Source organism: Chryseolinea lacunae (assembly GCF_016735595.1).
Lineage (GTDB): Bacteria > Bacteroidota > Bacteroidia > Cytophagales > Cyclobacteriaceae > Chryseolinea > Chryseolinea lacunae.
The window spans coordinates 552,413-570,132 of the sequence record NZ_JAERRB010000005.1 but is presented as its reverse complement, the minus strand read 5'-3'; the positions used below and the strand labels follow the sequence as shown (position 1 = coordinate 570,132).

5 protein-coding genes are annotated in these 17,720 nt (G+C 51.2%); all 5 read left to right on the top strand.

Annotation, left to right across the window (positions count from 1 at the left end; all coding sequences use genetic code 11):
* Positions 1–3,667: non-ribosomal peptide synthetase (locus tag JI741_RS17770; RefSeq protein WP_202012013.1), on the top strand; the 3,667-nt coding region annotated here is incomplete at its 5' end.
* A gap of 54 nt (positions 3,668–3,721) precedes the next feature.
* Positions 3,722–9,004 carry a condensation domain-containing protein gene (locus tag JI741_RS17765; protein ID WP_202012011.1) on the top strand — a complete coding sequence of 1,761 codons (5,283 nt, stop codon included), beginning with the start codon at positions 3,722–3,724 and terminating at the stop codon, positions 9,002–9,004.
* 88 nt (positions 9,005–9,092) lie between these two features.
* Complete coding sequence (locus tag JI741_RS17760) at positions 9,093–12,380, top strand: non-ribosomal peptide synthetase (protein ID WP_202012010.1); 3,288 nt, start codon at positions 9,093–9,095, stop codon at positions 12,378–12,380.
* 63 nt (positions 12,381–12,443) lie between these two features.
* Positions 12,444–15,731, top strand: coding sequence for a non-ribosomal peptide synthetase (locus JI741_RS17755; RefSeq protein WP_202012008.1), 3,288 nt, complete (start codon positions 12,444–12,446; stop codon positions 15,729–15,731).
* 86 nt (positions 15,732–15,817) lie between these two features.
* Positions 15,818–17,698 carry an asparagine synthase (glutamine-hydrolyzing) gene (gene asnB, locus JI741_RS17750; protein WP_202012006.1) on the top strand — a complete coding sequence of 627 codons (1,881 nt, stop codon included), beginning with the start codon at positions 15,818–15,820 and terminating at the stop codon, positions 17,696–17,698.
* Positions 17,699–17,720 lie beyond the last annotated feature (22 nt).

The window sequence follows — 17,720 nt, the reverse complement described above, 5'->3', positions numbered from 1 at the left end:
CGACCATGTTGAGCTGGAACATCAGCTTGGATTTTATGTGAACACGCTGGCGATCAAAACGCAGTTGGATGGCGATCAAAGTTTCAGATCGCTGCTGCACCGTGTGAAGGAAGAGCTGGTGAGCGGCTATGCGCATCAGGAATATCCGTTTGACATGCTGGTGGAAGATCTTGGATTATCGCGCGACATGAGCCGTTCGGCGTTGTTTGACGTGATGGTTGTTTTGCAGGACACAGAAGTGAGCGGTGCGAACCTGGGTGGTCTTGAAGGACTGTCGTTGAAACCCTACCCGCTGTCGGGAGGGGCGAGCAAATTTGATTTAACGATCTCGTTTCATCCGGAAGGCGACGCGCTGTGGATGGAAGTTGAATATAACGAAGCGCTGTTCACGGGCAATCGCATCGAGCGGATGCTGCAACACTATGAAGCGTTGCTGACCTCGGCGATGTTGCATCCGGAAACGTCTTTGAACCGAGTGAGGTACATGCCGGAAGAAGAGCTGAACATGTTGTTGCACGACTTTAATGCCACGGCGTCTGACTATCCGAGAGAGAAGACGATACAGGCGTTGTTTGAAGACCAGGTGCAACGCACGCCGGATTCGGTGGCGGTGGTGTTCGAAGGTCGCGAGCTGACTTATTGGGAACTGAATGAGAAATCGAACCGTCTGGCCCACTACCTTCGGACGCACTACAACATGCAGGGCGACGATCTTGTTGGGCTGATGGTGCAGCGATCGGAGTGGATGATTGTGGGCATACTGGGCATTCTGAAATCGGGTGCCGCCTATGTGCCCATCGATCCCGAGTATCCGGAAGAACGAAAAATATTTATCAGCAACAACAGCGGCATCAAGGCCCTGCTGACGGACGATGTGGATGCGGCCATTGAAACAGTCGACGTCATCCATATTCACGATCCGGAAATTACAAAACAACCGATTCATAACCCGGAGGCTATTGCACAGGCAAATAACCTCATCTATGTGATCTACACATCGGGAACAACCGGCAACCCCAAAGGCGTGCAGATTGAACATCGGTCAGTCGTGAACCTCACACATTGGTTGGGCAACATGCTCTATCGTCAGCAAGAGAAACCGCTGACGGCCTTGTTGACCGCGCCCATATATTTCGACGCTTCGGTGCAACAACTTTTTGCCCCGCTGGCAAACGGTTCGAAGTTGGTGATGGTGCCGGACAACGTGCGGAAAGATCCTTTCCTGTATGTGTCGTGCCTGCAAGAGCAAGGTGTTTCGCTTATCGACATAACACCCGCGTTCCTGAAAACGGTCATGCAAACCCTTCAGCAAACGTCGATTGATGTAGCGCTTGATTATGTGCTGGTGGGCGGCGAAAGCTTGCCAAACGACATCGTTGACAATTTCTCTGTTGTTTTTGGAAACAACACAAAGCTGTTTAATGTATATGGCATCACAGAAGTGGCGGTCGACTCGACCGTAGAAGAAGTGAGCCAGGGGCGCACAAGTGCCTTGAGCATTGGCCGTGGCATATCTAACACCAAACTCTATATACTGGACGATCAGCTCAATCCTGTGCCGTGTGGTATCAGCGGCGAGCTTTTCATTGGAGGCGATGGTGTGGGCCGGGGCTATGTGAGTCTGCCGGAATTGACCGGACGCAAGTTTATCGAAAATCCATTTGCGGAAAATGAAAGATTGTTTCGCACCGGCGATGTGGCGCGTTGGCTTCCCGACGGCAGTGTCGAATTCCTGGGACGTAATGATCATCAGGTGAAAATACGTGGCTACCGCATCGAACTTCACGAAGTGGCCAACACATTGCGAAAGCTGGAATATATCCACGATGTGATTGTGTTGAAGAAGGACGACACCCTGGCGGCGTATTTTGTAAGCAAAGAGAACGTGGACGTGTCGCACCTCGCAGAATTCCTGACGAGTCACCTGCCATACTATATGATCCCGTCTTCGTTTACACAGATCGAATCGATGCCACTGACCCGCCATGGCAAGGTGGACTTACAGGCTTTGCCCGATCCTGTGATTGCAGAGGCGCCAGACGAAAATTATGGTGCGCCTGAAAATGATATCGAACGCAAGCTGGTGGCCATCTGGCAAATGTTTCTGCAGGGCCGCCGTGTCAACAGATATGAAAATTTCTTTCTCATCGGCGGAAACTCGCTGATCGCAACCCAGATCATCGCCCACATTTCGAGCGCGCTGCACGTGACGGTAAGTTTCAAGAATTTCTTTTTGAACCCCACCATCAAGCGACTGGCCGGTGTCATTGCGGCGGCGGCGCCCGAACGTTTTGAGCACATTCCGCAGGTAGCGGTGCAGCCGCACTATGAGGTGTCGCACGCGCAAAATCGCCTGTGGCTGGTTGACCAGCACGAATCGGAGCGCACGGCCTACATTGTGCCCGTGTCGAAAATTTTCGACGGCAAGTTCGATAGTGCAGCATTCATAAAAGCATTCAACGTTCTGATCGAACGTCATGAAATATTGCGGACTACGTTTGCCCTGAACAATGGCGTGCTGAAACAAATTGTTCACGCCCCCGAAGCCAGCGGGTTTGTGTTTCACTATGAAGACATCCGCGCATTGCCCGACAAAGCGCAGCGCCTGGCAGCCTGCAGCAAAAAGCACCTCGAAAAACCTTTTGATCTCGGAGAAGGTCCGCTGGTGCGGGCAACGTTGCTTCAACTGGCCGATGAGCGTCACGCGTTTCTGCTGGCCATGCACCACATCATTTGCGACGGCTGGTCAATGAACGTCATCATAAATGAAGTAATGAGTACCTACGCCGCCCTGATGTCAAAAGAAGATCGTGTGTTGCCTCCGTTGCACATTCAGTATAAAGATTTTGCGGCCTGGCAAAACCAACGCCTGGCCAGTGGTGCGGCCGACCGCGCCAAAGCCTACTGGAAAAAGAAACTGACGGGTGCGACTGCGCCGCTGGAACTTCCCCTGGATTTTCCCCGGCCGCGCATCAAAACCAACGCCGGTGCCACCATCAGCACAAGCTTCACACAATCGGAAACGATGAGCATAAACGCACTGGCACAAGCGCACGGCGTGAGTCTTTTTGTGATCCTGTTGTCGGCGACCAAAACGTTGTTGTATCGCTACACGGGACAACACGATATTGTGGTGGGCACACCCACCGCGGGTCGCGACCATGTGGACCTGCATCATCAGGTCGGGTTCTATGTGAACACGTTGCCGCTGCGCGATGTGATCGATGGCGACGACACGTTTGCCAGTTTGGTTTTGGGTGTTAAACAAACCGTTTTGGATGCATTCGAAAATCAACTCTATCCCTTCGACAAGATGGTTGAAGACCTGAACGTGCGGAACGACCCCAGCCGGTCTGCCCTGTTTGATGTAATGGTGATGTTGCAAAATAACGCCACTCCAAACGAGCAGGTGCACGCCCTGCGCGTGTCGACCCACAACGTAGACTATAGTGTGAGCAAGTTCGACCTGCTGCTGAATTTCTATGAAGCCGACGGTTGCCTGAATCTTGACCTGGAATACAACGTCGATCTGTTCACGGGCGAGCGGATCAACCGGATGATCGATAGTCTTAAAAACCTGCTGAGCGGCATAAGCCGTGAGCCGGAAACAACGCTCAACGAACTGAGCCTCGTGGAAGAAAAGGAAAATGCTTTTGAAATGCTGTAACCCGAAAGCTGTTTATCATCACTACCACACGTAGCAATAAAAAAAGATTCCGAAATGCTTTTCTCAGAATTTGACAATATAATCCGGAACAATCCGCAACACACTGCCATTGTTCATGGCCACCGCACAACCTCGTATGGTGACCTGCAGCAGTTCCAGAAAAAAATGGAATTGGTGTTCGCCCAAGGCACCACTCCATGTGGCCCGGTGGCGCTGGCTGTGAACGATCCGGTGTGTCTTGTTGCGGCCATGACGTCGTTGATGAGAATGGGCATTCAGGTTCGACCTTTCTATCATTTTAATGATGATTACATACGTTGCGCGATAGAGGCTTCGGGTCTCGACACGGTGGTGACGGATGGCGACCTGGTCATAGCTCAGGTGAAGAGCGTGAAGGTGAACATGAATTCTTCGATGTTCACCGTTTCCGGAAAAATTGAATCACGCACAACGATCACAAATGTTTTTGATGACGCTGCCCTGGTAGTGACCCAGCTGTTCATCGATCCAGAATCGGGAAGCCGTGAGGTGGCCATAGCATTGCCCGAGATAGAAACTTTCTGCGAAGCCCTGAGAGGACGATTGAGCATAACGCCTTCAGCCGCGGCTGGGATGTTTGAAACAAACGATCCGATTGCTGTAGTGAACTATGTTCTTCCGTTTATTCTATCGGGGAGCCGGATCACATTCTATAGCCCCGAAGAGACCTCACAAGATTATTATGGACGCCTCGTCACCCATAGCATCACGCACGTGGTGGTGAACAGTGGTGTGTTGCGCGGCCTTGTTGATGCGCCGTTTTTTGATAGCAAAGAAAATGCAGCCATTAAGTGGGTGTTGCAACCACACGATTTCAACGGCCATCTTAGCAAAGGCGACAACGATCGCCTGCAACATATTTTTCCGGCGCTGAGCGGCGTGGCCATAGTGTTCCCTATTCTTAACAGCGGACTGCCACAGTGCATTAGAATATCGACGCGCGACAATAATAGCTTCTCAAACAACATTATCGGAAAATCCATTGCCAGCGGGCAACTGGTGATTCTAGACAATCGACTGAAGCCCGTGCCGCCCGATGTGGTGGGGAGTCTTTATGTCCGTCAACACATGGGCGGTAATGGCAAAGACCGGCAACGGTTTGTGGCTGTGCAGTCGCCGGCCGGTGGAGAAATTTTTCTCTACAAGACAAACCATCGTGCGCGATATTCGTCAGACAAAACGGTGGAGATCGTTGAATTCAATCCCGCCGAAGTTGTTGTGGACGGACAGATTGCCGGCATAGGTTATCTGAATCGTGTGCTAGCCGAAGCAAACGCAGGACGCGATGTGAAGGTGCTCGTGAAAGCAAATGCGGAGAAGACAACGCTGGTTTGTTTTTTTGCACATCACCACACCGACGTCGCCGGCGAAGCCTTTAGGCAACGGTTAGCCAGCGTGGTGCCTGCTGCCTGGCGGGCGCGCATGCAGTTTGTGGCCCTGCCCGCATTGCCCACGACGAGCACCGGCGATGTTGACATCAACAAACTGTTGTGCATTGACCTGGTGGACGCCGTCGTTGAACACATTGCCGATGCCCTCAAGGCTGTCGGCCTCGAAACATTTTCTGTTTTCAAAAAGGTTAGCGGAAACGGCCGCTCCGAACACAGCATGGCCGCACGCGAATCGGTAGACACAACACTCCCGGTCGGCAACGGTGCTCACAGAAGCGAGTGGCCTATCAAAGAAGATAACCCAGCCATTCTGCGCGGCGAAAATCTGGGCATTCCCGTGAAGGACCGCATGAGCCTGGGCGCGCTGCTGGTGCGTACGGCCGAACAATATCCCGACAAGGGGATCACGTTTGTAAACAAAAAGAACGAAGAAGAATTTCTGTCATACGCCACCCTGCTGGAAGAATCGTTGATTATTTCAAACGGCTTGCAAAAGAATCGCATTCTGCCCGGCGACAATGTTATTCTCCAGGTTAAAGACACGCGAAACTTTTTTACCATTTTCTGGGGATGCATTTTGCGTGGCGTTGCGCCCCTGGCAATTGGCCCGATCGCTGTCGGATCAAAATCAAATGCGCTGGCCACGCGATTGCATCAGGCGTGGAACATATTGAACCGCCCTGCCATTCTTTCGGATGGTTTGCTGCGCGAACCGCTCGCCGAAATGGAAACATCATTTGCCACAGGCGCCCTGCGAATTATCGACATGTCCGCGCTTGACGGCGATCAGGCCTGCGGTGCGCATGAAAGTTCTATAGAGGACAATGCTTTTCTGTTGTTGACTTCTGGAAGCACGGGCATTCCCAAATGCATCCCCGTGAAACACAAGGCTGCGTTTGCGCACATCTTTGGTGTGAAAAAGCATATCGATGCAGACGCGAGCGATGTCATCGTCAACATCCTTCCCATCGATCATATCACACCGTTGCTCACCATGCATGTGCGGGGTGTAGTCACCGGCGCACAACAGGTGCATCTGGCTACTGAATTGTTTATCGAAGATCCGTTAACATGGTTCGATACCTTGGAGCGCTATAAAGGAACACACACGTTTTCTCCCAATTTTGCATACAAGCTCACACTCGACAAACTGCAAACCATTGCCGATCGTCACTGGGACTTATCGTCGGTTCGGTATTTTAAAAATGGTGGCGAGCTGGTGCATTACAACATTGCAGACAAATTTTTTCAACACGTAGCACCGTTCGGTGCCACAAAAGAGAAATTTCAACCGGCCTACGGCATGACCGAAGCGGCCGGTGCCGTGACGTTGACAAAGACATTTGCCAACGATCAAGTATATCATATGAAGTCGGGCACGATGGGTGCCGACCCTGTTCGATGCGCCGCCCGTCGCACCAACGAAATGACATTTATGGCCGTGGGAGGCCCGTTGCCGGAAGTCACCATCCGGATTGTTGATGAAAAAGATAGGTTGTGTTCCATTGGGGAAGTGGGTAGAATTCAGATCATGGGAACGGCTGTGACCAGCGGCTATTTAAACAACGACGTTGCCAACGCAACGCTGTTTGCCGACGGATGGCTTAGTACCGGTGATCTGGGTTTTATAAAAGAAAACTCCCTTGTGGTGACCGGACGGGAAAAGGATCTTGTCATCATCAATGGTGTTAACTACTACTGCTATGAACTGGAAGAATCGCTAAGCGACGTAGCGGGAATTGCGAGCAATGCCGTGGCCATCTGTGCTGTCCCTGATAGCGAAAACGGCACCGAATCGTTTGCCGTGTTTTTTGCTGCGCAGAACGACCCGATCTATGCGCTGGGCGATGTTGTGGAAAATATCCGGGCAACGCTTCGCACGGCGTTTGGCATGGAGCCCGCCTGTGTTGTGTCGTTGTCGATGGCAGAATTTCCACGCACAGACAGCGGCAAGATCGGCCGGTTGCAATTGAGAAATCAGTTGCTGAACGGCGACTTTGATGCGCACTTGTGGATGCAGGAAATGATGGCCAGCGATACACTCACAGAACACTGTGTTGTGTATTATGAAACCAATCGCGAAATAGACGCCGACGACCTGCTTGCAGCGTTGCCTCAACTCAAGAATAAACTCTACATCGAGCAACTGCCCCAACTTCCCCGACGGAACGGCGGCGTGGATGTGGCGTCGTTATACACAAGAAAAAGATCGATACGCCCGGTGTCAGTCGATGCTCCGGCGACCCGTGTTGAGCGACAACTCGTGAAAATATGGGAGACGGTGCTCGGCAAAGCAAACATCGGTGTGAATGATAATTTCTTTGATCTTGGCGGAAGCAGTCTCAAGGCCATTCAAATCATATCAAGGATACAACACGAACTGCATGCCGACATTGGCCTTAAAGATATTCTGAACGGGCCCACCCCAACGAGCCTTGCGTTGGCCATCAACGAATCGTATCACAAAGTGTTCGAGAGCATTTGCCCGGTGGCAAGCCAGAACTACTTTGACGTGTCGAACGCGCAGAAGCGGCTCTGGATTTTGAGCGAACAGGAAGAAGATCATGTTGCCTACAACATGTTCATGGGCTATGATCTGAAGGGTGTGCTGGATGCATCTGCGCTCGATCGGGCCTTCGAACGCATCATACTTCGTCACGAAAGCCTGCGCACCACATTTCCATCGGTGCAGGGAGAGCCCAAACAAAGGATACATGGCGATGGCCTGGGATTTGTCGTGACCCACATCGACTTGAGAGGCGACCACGATCGTGATCGCGTGGCCTACACGCTAGCCGAACAGGAAATGATGTCGCCCTTCGATTTGAGAAACGGGCCCTTGCTGCGCGCAAAGCTTTTGCGCCTGGAAGACGAGCGACATATTCTGCTGTTTAACATGCACCACATCATCAGCGATGGCTGGTCGCTGAAAGTGCTGTTCAATGAAGTTGTGGCCGCCTACAATGCCATTGCGCAAGGCTCCACAGACGAACTTCCGGCCCTTGCCATTCACTACAAAGATTTTTCGGCGTGGCACAATGGACTTCTGTCGTCGGCCGTCGTTTCTGTTCATAAACAGTATTGGGCCGAGAAGCTGAATCAAAAAACATTGCACCTGGCGTTGCCGACAGACGTACCGCGAAACACGTTTCGCACGTATAGCGGCAACACAAAAAGTTTTGCGTTGAACGAACAATTGTCCGCAAGCGTCAAAGACTTTTGTACGAAACAAAACAGCACGCTCTTCAACTATCTCCAGGCCATCGTCAAGGTGTTGCTGAGCAAATACAGCGATCAGGTCGAGATTTCGATTGGCACGCCGGTGGCTAGCCGCGACCATCGCGACCTTGAAAACCAGATCGGATTTTATGTGAACTACATGGTGCTGCTCGACGACGTGGACGACAATCTGAAATTTTCTGATTTTCTGAGTCAGGTTAAGCGAACAACCATGGAGGCGCACACGCATCATCTATATCCCTATGATCTTCTGGTCGAAGATATGGAGCCTTACGTCGAGGCTGGCCGGAACCCGCTCTATGATGTGATGGTGGTTATGGAGACAGATGAAATCGTGTTGGGCACTCCCGCGGCAAACCGCGATGCTTTTCATGCTCTTACTGTTTCTGACTACAAGGTTGCCTATCCCGTGAGCAAGCTCGACATCACTTTCTTTTTCAGAGTCGATTGCGAAATCACCATCGACATTGAATACCGCACCGATTTATTTTTTGAATCGTCTATCGACAAAATGGCCGAAGACTTCGCGGTGTTGGTGAGAACGTCGGTCGACCAGCCGCGCATTGCCGTGAAGAAACTGAAGCGCGAACTCTTCAGCTCAACACAACTGGACGAACATGCCCGCTTTGAAGAGTCAATAGCGATGGCGATTTCGGACGATTTTTAAAGACGTTGTTCGCGTCTTTGCGCTTCCCTGGCCCTTTTGATGGCGGCTGCATTTTATTTATTACGTCTACACATTAATTCATTGTGATATGAACAAAAAGGTGCTGCATACCTTGATCGATGTTAAAGCGGATGAGGTGGGAAATCTTCCTGCCATCGACGGTCATGGTAAAACGATTTCCTATCGGATGCTGAAAGAATATTCCAACCGCATTGGGCACAGCCTGGTGGGTGAGGATATCGAAAAGGGCAACGTGGTTGGAATATATATTCCGAATTCCATCAACTATTGGTCTGCCGCGCTTGGCGTGAACAAGGCCGGTGGAATTTTCATGCCGCTCGACCCGGCCTATCCGGTGAAACGCATGCAACAACTTTTGGACAAGGTGATGCCTACCACGATCATTACCCTGGCCACCCACCTTTCGGAATTTCTGGAACGAATTGAAGGAACACCGTTCGCAAAAAAACTGACTCGCGTGGTTGTGATCACCGACGAAACGTCATCGATCCGCATAGACGACATCGGCGAGAACGGGACGAAGTTGCGGAAAGAAGATTTTTTTCCGTCGTCAACCGTAGGCGTTGTCGTGGACGGCGACGACAGCAACTACCTGATGTATACATCGGGTTCTACCGGCGATCCCAAAGTGATTGAGGGATGCCACAAAGGACTGAGCCATTTCATTCATTGGGAAGTTGCCGAGTTTGGATTTTCTACCAACACACGGGTCAGCCAGCTGATTCCACTCTACACCGACGCCAGCCTGCGCGACGCCTTTGCACCGCTGCTTGCCGGAGGAACATTGTGTATTCCTCCCGACGGCATCAAGAGCGATGCTGCTAAACTGCTTGACTGGATCGAGGCCGCACAGATCAATGTTATCCACACGGTGCCGTCGGTGTTTCGCGCGGTGTTGCGTGAGGTTGAACAAAATAATGCATTGACTCCTAAACTGCGGTCACTCAAACATTTCCTGTTGTGTGGCGAAGCGCTCTATGGAAAAGACATTGCCGAATGGCGGGCCGTGGCCGGCACTTCGACGGAGATTGTTAACCTCTATGGCCCGTCTGAAACAACGTTGGCCAAAGTCTTTAACCGGATCACCGAGATACCGGAAGATCTGCACGCCATCATGCCCCTGGGCACACCGCTGCCAAACACATCGGTGCTTATTGTGAACCGGCACAATGTGTTGAGTCAGATTGGTGAGATTGGTGAGATTTATATCAAGACACCCTTTGCTTCAAAAGGTTATTATGCCGAAGCGGCAATGACGAGCGAACGCTTTGTTCAAAACCCGCTTCACAACGAACACGCCGACATTGTTTACAGAACCGGCGACCTGGGAAAATATTTGCCGGACCGCAGAATTGCATTTGTGGGCAGACAGGATACGCAAGTGAAAATCAGAGGCAATCGCGTAGAGCTCTCGGAGATCGAGCGCGTGTTGCTTGGCTATGCCGGTGTGGAGCAAGTGGTGGTGGTTCCCATTAAGAAGGCAGGCAGCAGCGATGTGCTTGCAGCCTACTTCATCACCTCGGGCCCCATAGAAGACCGGGCATTGCGAAATTATCTTCGCGATGTGCTTCCGGATTTTATGCATCCCTCGTATGTGGTGTGCCTGGAAGAATTTCCGCTTACCCTCAATGGCAAGATCGACAAGAAGGCCCTGCCCAAACCCGAAGATATTCTGTATGAAAAAACATCCTACGAGGCACCGCGCAATGGTCGCGAGCAAACGCTTGCCGCCATCTGGTCGTCTGTTCTGGGATTGAAGAAGGTCGGGATACAAAATTCTTTTTTTGAGTTGGGTGGACACAGCCTCACGGCCACCAAAGTGGTGTCTCGCATCTTCAAGGAAATTGGCGTTGAAATCAGCCTGAAGGAATTTTTTGAAAACCCCACTATTGCCGAGTTGTCGGTGTTGATTGCATCAAAACAAACAAGCGCCTATCAGAACATTCCGGTGTTGCCTTCGCAGCCGCACTATGCATTGTCGCATGCACAAAAACTGTTGTGGGTTCTAGATCAAACCACCGTGAATCTGGTGGCCTATCATGTGCCGCTCTATTGCCTTCTGGATGCCAACGTCAACAAAGAAGCCTTCAGAAAGGCCTTCGACACATTGATCGCCCGGCATGAATCGTTGCGCACCACGTTCTTTGTGGTGGAAGGCGAGCCTCGACAGAAAATTCACGAGCACACCATCTTTGTCATCGAAGAGATTGACGCCTCGAAGCTTGAGACGTCTGAAGATATTTTGATTGAGCGTTTTGCAGACGAAGCGTTTCAGGAAACGTTTGATTTGCTGAATGGCCCGCTGCTGCGCTGTAAATTGATTACGCTTCCGTCTAAACGATATATATTCCTGTGCACCCTGCACCACATCATCAGCGACGGTTGGTCTATCGGCGTGTTGCTGCGCGAAATTCTGCAGTTGTATACCGCGTATGCGAACGGCCAGGAAAATTCGCTTCGCCCGTTGCGCATCCACTATAAAGACTATGCGGCCTGGCACAACGCACAGCTTGGTGCAACCGACATGGAGCGTCACAGACACTATTGGCATCAAAGGCTTTCCGGCGATCTTCCGTTGATCAATTTGCCCATAGACTATGCACGCGACGAACGCAAAAACTACACCGGCGACAAGCTCGTGCTCACGCTCGAACAGGAAACGTGCGAAGCCATTCATGAATTTTGCCGCCAGCAGGATGTGACCCCATTCATGTTCTTCTTGTCGGTGATCAATGTGCTGCTGCATAGCTATAGCGGCCAGTCAGACATTTTGATCGGAAGCCCCATTTCCGGAAGAAACGATGCCGACCTGGAAGATCAGATCGGCACGTTCCTAAACATTCTGGTGCACCGAAACACGTTGAACAAGAATGAGAGCTTCTTGCAATTTCTCCAGTCCGTGAAAACAACGGTGCTCGATGGCTACGAACATCAGGCCTATCCGTTTGATGTGCTCGTCGAAGATTTGCATGCGCAGCGCGACGACGGCCGAAACCCGTTCTACGATGTGGTTGTGGTGTTGAACAACACCGGCCTGGCCGGCGGGGATCGTGAACTTCGCGAACTGGAAAAAACATTGGGTGTGAAAGAGGTTGGCGTTCAGAACAGGAGCAGTAAAATTGATCTCACCTTTTTTGTGGAAACCGCCGAGGGCATAGCGATCACAACTGAATACAGCAATCTGTTGTTTGCGCCCGAAACCATCAAACGGATGAACAACGATTTGGAATGTCTTGTGAAAACCGTTGTTCGTGATGGCCATGCGCTCATCAGCGACCTCGTGTGGAATCTTTCGGATGAGACAGAGAAGCAGATGAAACATAGCACGCTGCAAGCACTCCACGAAGATTTCTAAATAAGATTGATTTCATTTTTGCACCGGCACAAATAATAAAGACACGAACGCTCACTACGACACATGAATAAAAAAGTACTGCACACCTTGATTGATCTTCATGCTCAGTCCATCGGGCATCGGCCCGCGGTTGAAGGTCAGGGAAGATCTATAGACTATCGGTCTCTGTCGGAATATTCAAACCGAATTGCGCACAGCCTCGTAGGCGAAGGCGTGAAGCGAGACGCCCCGGTGGGAATTTATTTACGCACCGGCGCAGACTATGTGGCCGGCATCCTGGGAATCAACAAAGCCGGTGGCGCGTTTATGCCGCTGGAAACAAGGTATCCCGTGAAGCGATTGCAATATTTGCTCGACAAGGTGGCACCTCGCGTGATCGTGACCAACGCCGCTGCGCGCGAACAATTGCTGGCAAACATCGCGGGCACAACCTTCGCCGCACAGCTTGAGTGCATTGTGGTGTTGACCGACGACCGGTCGCCCATTCGCATCGAACACTATGTGACGGGAGTTTTGAACACTGCGCGCGAGGAGCAATTTGAGAACACACCCGTTGACGTTGAGGTGTCAGGAAATGACAGCAACTATCTGTTGTATACTTCCGGCTCAACGGGCAACCCCAAAGTTATAGAAGGTTGCCACAAAGGACTGAGTCATTTCATTCACTGGGAGGTGAGCGAGTTTGGACTGACGCCCGAAAGTCGCGTGAGCCAATTGGTGCCGCTTTCGTTTGATGTGAGCCTTCGCGATATTTTTGCACCCTTGCTGGCCGGCGGAACGTTATGTGTTCCGGAAGACGGCGTCAAATCCGATCCGCGAAAGCTGGTGGATTGGATCATTGAATCGCGCGTGGCGTTGATTCATACTGTTCCGTCGTTGTTTCGCGTCATCATAAAAGAAATTGAAAACGACCGGACCCTTCTTGAGAGACTCCGGTTTCTGAAACACATCCTGCTGTCGGGCGAGGCGCTCTATGGAAAAGACGTGATCGCGTGGCGCGCACTGGCGGGCGAATCGGTGGAGTTGGTGAACCTCTATGGACCAACCGAAACCACGCTGGCCAAAATGTTTAACCGCATAGGCGAAGCACCATCCGATCCCAACGCCATCATTCCCCTTGGTGTGCCACTTCCCAACACATCGGTCATTGTTTGCAACGATGGTGTGCAGTGCAAGATCGGCGCGATCGGAGAAATTTTGATAAAGACACCGTTTCGTTCAAAAGGATATTACAACGATGCCGTGATGACGGCTGAAAAATTTGTGCCCAACCCTTTACACAACGACTACGACGACATTGTGTACAGAACAGGAGATGTGGGCCAATATCTGGCAGACGGTCGCATTGCCTTTGTGGGCCGCATGGACAGCCAGGTGAAAATTCGCGGCAATCGCGTGGAGCTTTCTGAAATTGAGAGCGTGATCCGCGGCATCGACGGTGTGGACCAGGCTGTTGTCATTGCCATCAAAAAACTGGATGGCAGCGATGTGCTGGCGTCATATTTCACCACCACAGCCAACATCGACGGCGAGTTTATTCGCACCTATCTGAAAGATTATCTTCCGGAGTATATGCATCCGTCGTTCTACATTCTTCTGGAAGAATTTCCGCTGAATCTCAATGGCAAGGTCGATCGCAAAGCATTGCTCAGACCCGAGGAACTGTTGTACGAAAAAGTTTCGTTCGAAGCACCGGCCAATGCGTTGGAAGAAGGTCTGGCCATCATCTGGTCCGAAATTCTGGGACTGAAGAAAGTCGGTGTCAATAATTCATTTTTTTCGCTGGGTGGTCACAGCCTCACGGCCACTCGTGCCGTGTCCAGGATATATAAAGATCTTGGCATAAAAATCAGTCTCAAAGATTTTTTTGACTATTCTTCTATCCGCAAAATTTCGGAGTTTCTGGGCAGCAAACCGGTAAACGAGTTTCAAGCCATCGAGCCGCTGCCCGTGCAAACAAACTACCCGCTGTCGCGCGCCCAAAAGATGTTGTGGGTGCTCGACCAGACCGCGTCGGGCGACATGGTGGCCTACAACATGCAGGGCAACTATATCATCAAAGGAGACATCGACAGTGTTGCATTCGAAAAAGCATTCAGCACACTCATCGAGCGGCACGAATCGCTGCGCACCACCATTGTGGTAGCACAGGGCGAACCCATGCAAAAAATCAATCCGACGATCCCTTTTAAAATTGAAAGAAGCGATGCCGCCGTTGACGGTCGTTCAGAAAAGGCCATAGTGGCCGCGCTGGCCGAGGCCGAATTTCAGCGGCCGTTTGATCTGGCAACAGGACCCTTGCTGCGCGTCAAACTCATAAAACTTTCCGGGCAACGGCATCTCTTCTTATTCACCATGCACCACATCATCAGCGATGGTTGGTCGTTGGGCATTGTTATGCGTGAGGCGCTTGAACTCTACCACGCTTATGCTGCGGGCAGCGAGACCCCGTTGCGTCCCCTTCGCATCCACTATAAAGACTATGCAACCTGGCACAACCAATTGCTGAGCAGTGCCACCATGGAGCAACACCGCCAATACTGGCATCAGAAATTGTCGGGCGACTTGCCGGTAATCAACTTGCCGATCGATCGCACCCGCGAACCTGTACGCAACTACGGCGGCGATAAAATACGATTCCGCCTCAGCGGCGATCAGTCAAGAAATATCAGGGAGCTATGCGCGCAGGAGAACGTGACACTGTTCATGTTCTTCCTGGCCGCTCTCGACGTTGTGTTGTGTGGCGAGACCGGGCAGCGCGACATTATGGTGGGCACGGCCATCGGCAACCGAAACGATCCGGATCTTGAAAATCAGATCGGCATTTTTCTCAACAGCGTGGCGCTTCGAAATCAGCTTGACCGTCGCGACACGTTTGCAACATTTCTCCAGCATGCGCGGCGCACGGTGCTCGAGGCCTACGAACATCAGTCGTATCCAATCGACTTGCTGGTGGAAGAACTGAACGCAAAGACCGACGACAACCGGAACCCGCTCTATGATGTGTTGATCGTGTTCAACAACGACGGTCTGCTCGGCTCCCGGGAGCAGTTAAATAAAGTTGCGAACGTGCTGGATGTTGAAGCCGTCGACACCAGCGAAGGCATCAGCAAATTCGACTTGTCGTTCTTCATCAACGACGACGAAGAAATAGGGCTCGCGTTTGAATATAGCACGGCGCTGTTTGATGCGACCACCATTCAACGTTTGAAAAAAGAAGTAGCCGACCTTATCAACGCGGTTATCAACGACAAAAATCAAACCCTCGACGACCTGCTCTGGTCGCTGACCAGCCACAACCGTTCGGCCCGCGCCAGTGCCAGGCTGGAAGTGCTCAGCGAAAATTTCTAATCGCGAAAGCAACAATCGTGGTGCACGATCTGCCCATCCGGCAACAGCCGAATCAGGAACTACATTGAACGACTTACTTCTTCTATATGTGTGGAATTACAGGAATTTTTAATATCAGCGGTGCGCAGCCCGTCCAGCCCGAAACGCTGAAGTCGATGGCCGATGCCATCAATCACCGAGGGCCCGACGACTCGTCCTACATTGTTCACGGCGACCTTGGTCTTGGGTTCAAGCGATTGAGCATCATCGACCTGGCCCATGGCCAGCAACCTTTCTATAGCGAAGACCAGTCGGTGGTTATGATCTGCAACGGTGAGATCTATAACTACAAGGAACTTCGGAAGGAGTTGGTGGCCAAAGGCTACACCTTCAAAACGAATTGCGACGTAGAAGTGATCGTTCACCTCTATGCCGACCAGGGCATCCGTTTCATTGACAAACTCAACGGACAATTTGCCTTCTGTCTCTACGATTCGAAAGCCCGCGCATTATTTCTGGCTCGTGATCATTTTGGTATCTGCCCGTTGTTCTACACGGTGGTGAACAACAGCGTAGTGTTTGCTTCCGAGATCAAGGCCATACTAAAGCATCCGGCCGTGAGGCGCGAGGTGAACCTGACCGCCCTCGATCAGATTTTTTCCTTCCCGGGGATTGTGAGCCCGACTACTTTTTTTAAAGGTGTAGAAAATCTGAAGGCCGGTCACTTCCTGAAAGTTCAGGACGGTGTTATTTCAAAACATGAATATTGGGATCTTGACTATCCGCAGGAAGCAAACCATGCCGAAGTTAAGAACGACGAATATTATATCGAACAGCTTGAAGAGTTGTTGCTTCAGTCGGTTAAGTATCGGCTGAACGCCGATGTTCCCGTAGGATTCTACCTCAGTGGTGGTCTTGACTCGTCGCTTGTTGGCGCGCTCATGAAAAAGGTTAACCCTGATTTTCAGTACAAGTCTTTTTCGATCGGCTATCCCAGTCGTGAAGACGCCGACCTCGACGAGCGCAAGTATCAACGGATGATGGCCACCCACCTCAATTCGCTTCACACTGAAATTGAATTTGACTGGGCCAATGTGGCCGACCGTTTGAAAGACGCGATCTACTATTCCGAAGGGGCGTTGAAAGAAAGTTACAATACCTGTTCGCTGGCCTTGTCGGAAACGGTGAGAAAACACGATGTGAAAGTGATTTTGTCGGGCGAAGGTTCCGATGAATTTTTTGGAGGCTATGTAGGCTACCGCTTCGACGCACAGGGACGTATAAAGCCCGACGAAAAGTCGATCGACGATATGCTGGAAGACGAGCTTCGTGAAAAGCTTTGGGGTGATCCGAATTTCTTTTACGAGAGCAACTATCACGAGTTCAGAAACACCACGCAGGCACTCTATTCGCAGGGCGTGAACAAAGCCTTTCCGTCGTTCGGTTGTCTCGACCGTTTGGAGATCAACCGGGAGCGTTTGAACGGACGTCATTCGTTTCACAAGCGCTCGTATCTCGATTTGAAATTGCGTTTGTCGGATCACCTGATCTCCGACCATGCCGACCGTGTGAACTATGCAAATTCTGTTGAAGGGCGCTACCCGTTTCTCGACATCGCCGTCATCGACTTTGTGCGCACCATACCACCCCAGGTAAAAATTAAGGGCCTGGTGGAAAAATATATCCTGAAGCAATTGGCAAAGAAATTTTTGCCGCTCGAAATCAGCAATCGTCAAAAATTTGCATGGGTGGCCCCGGGTAGCAATCAACTTCTCAAAAATAAGACCGAGTGGGTGCACGACATGCTGTCGCCGGAGCGCATCAAACGACAAGGCTACTTCAATAGTGAAACCATCGAACGACTGAAGCAAAAATATCAGAAAGACAATTTCAAACTGAATCTTCCCTACGACAGCGACATCCTCATGGTGGTGCTCACCTTCAATATTTTCCTCGAAGTGTTTGACATGCCCGACTACAACGGATAACAACACCCGATAGCGGATACGG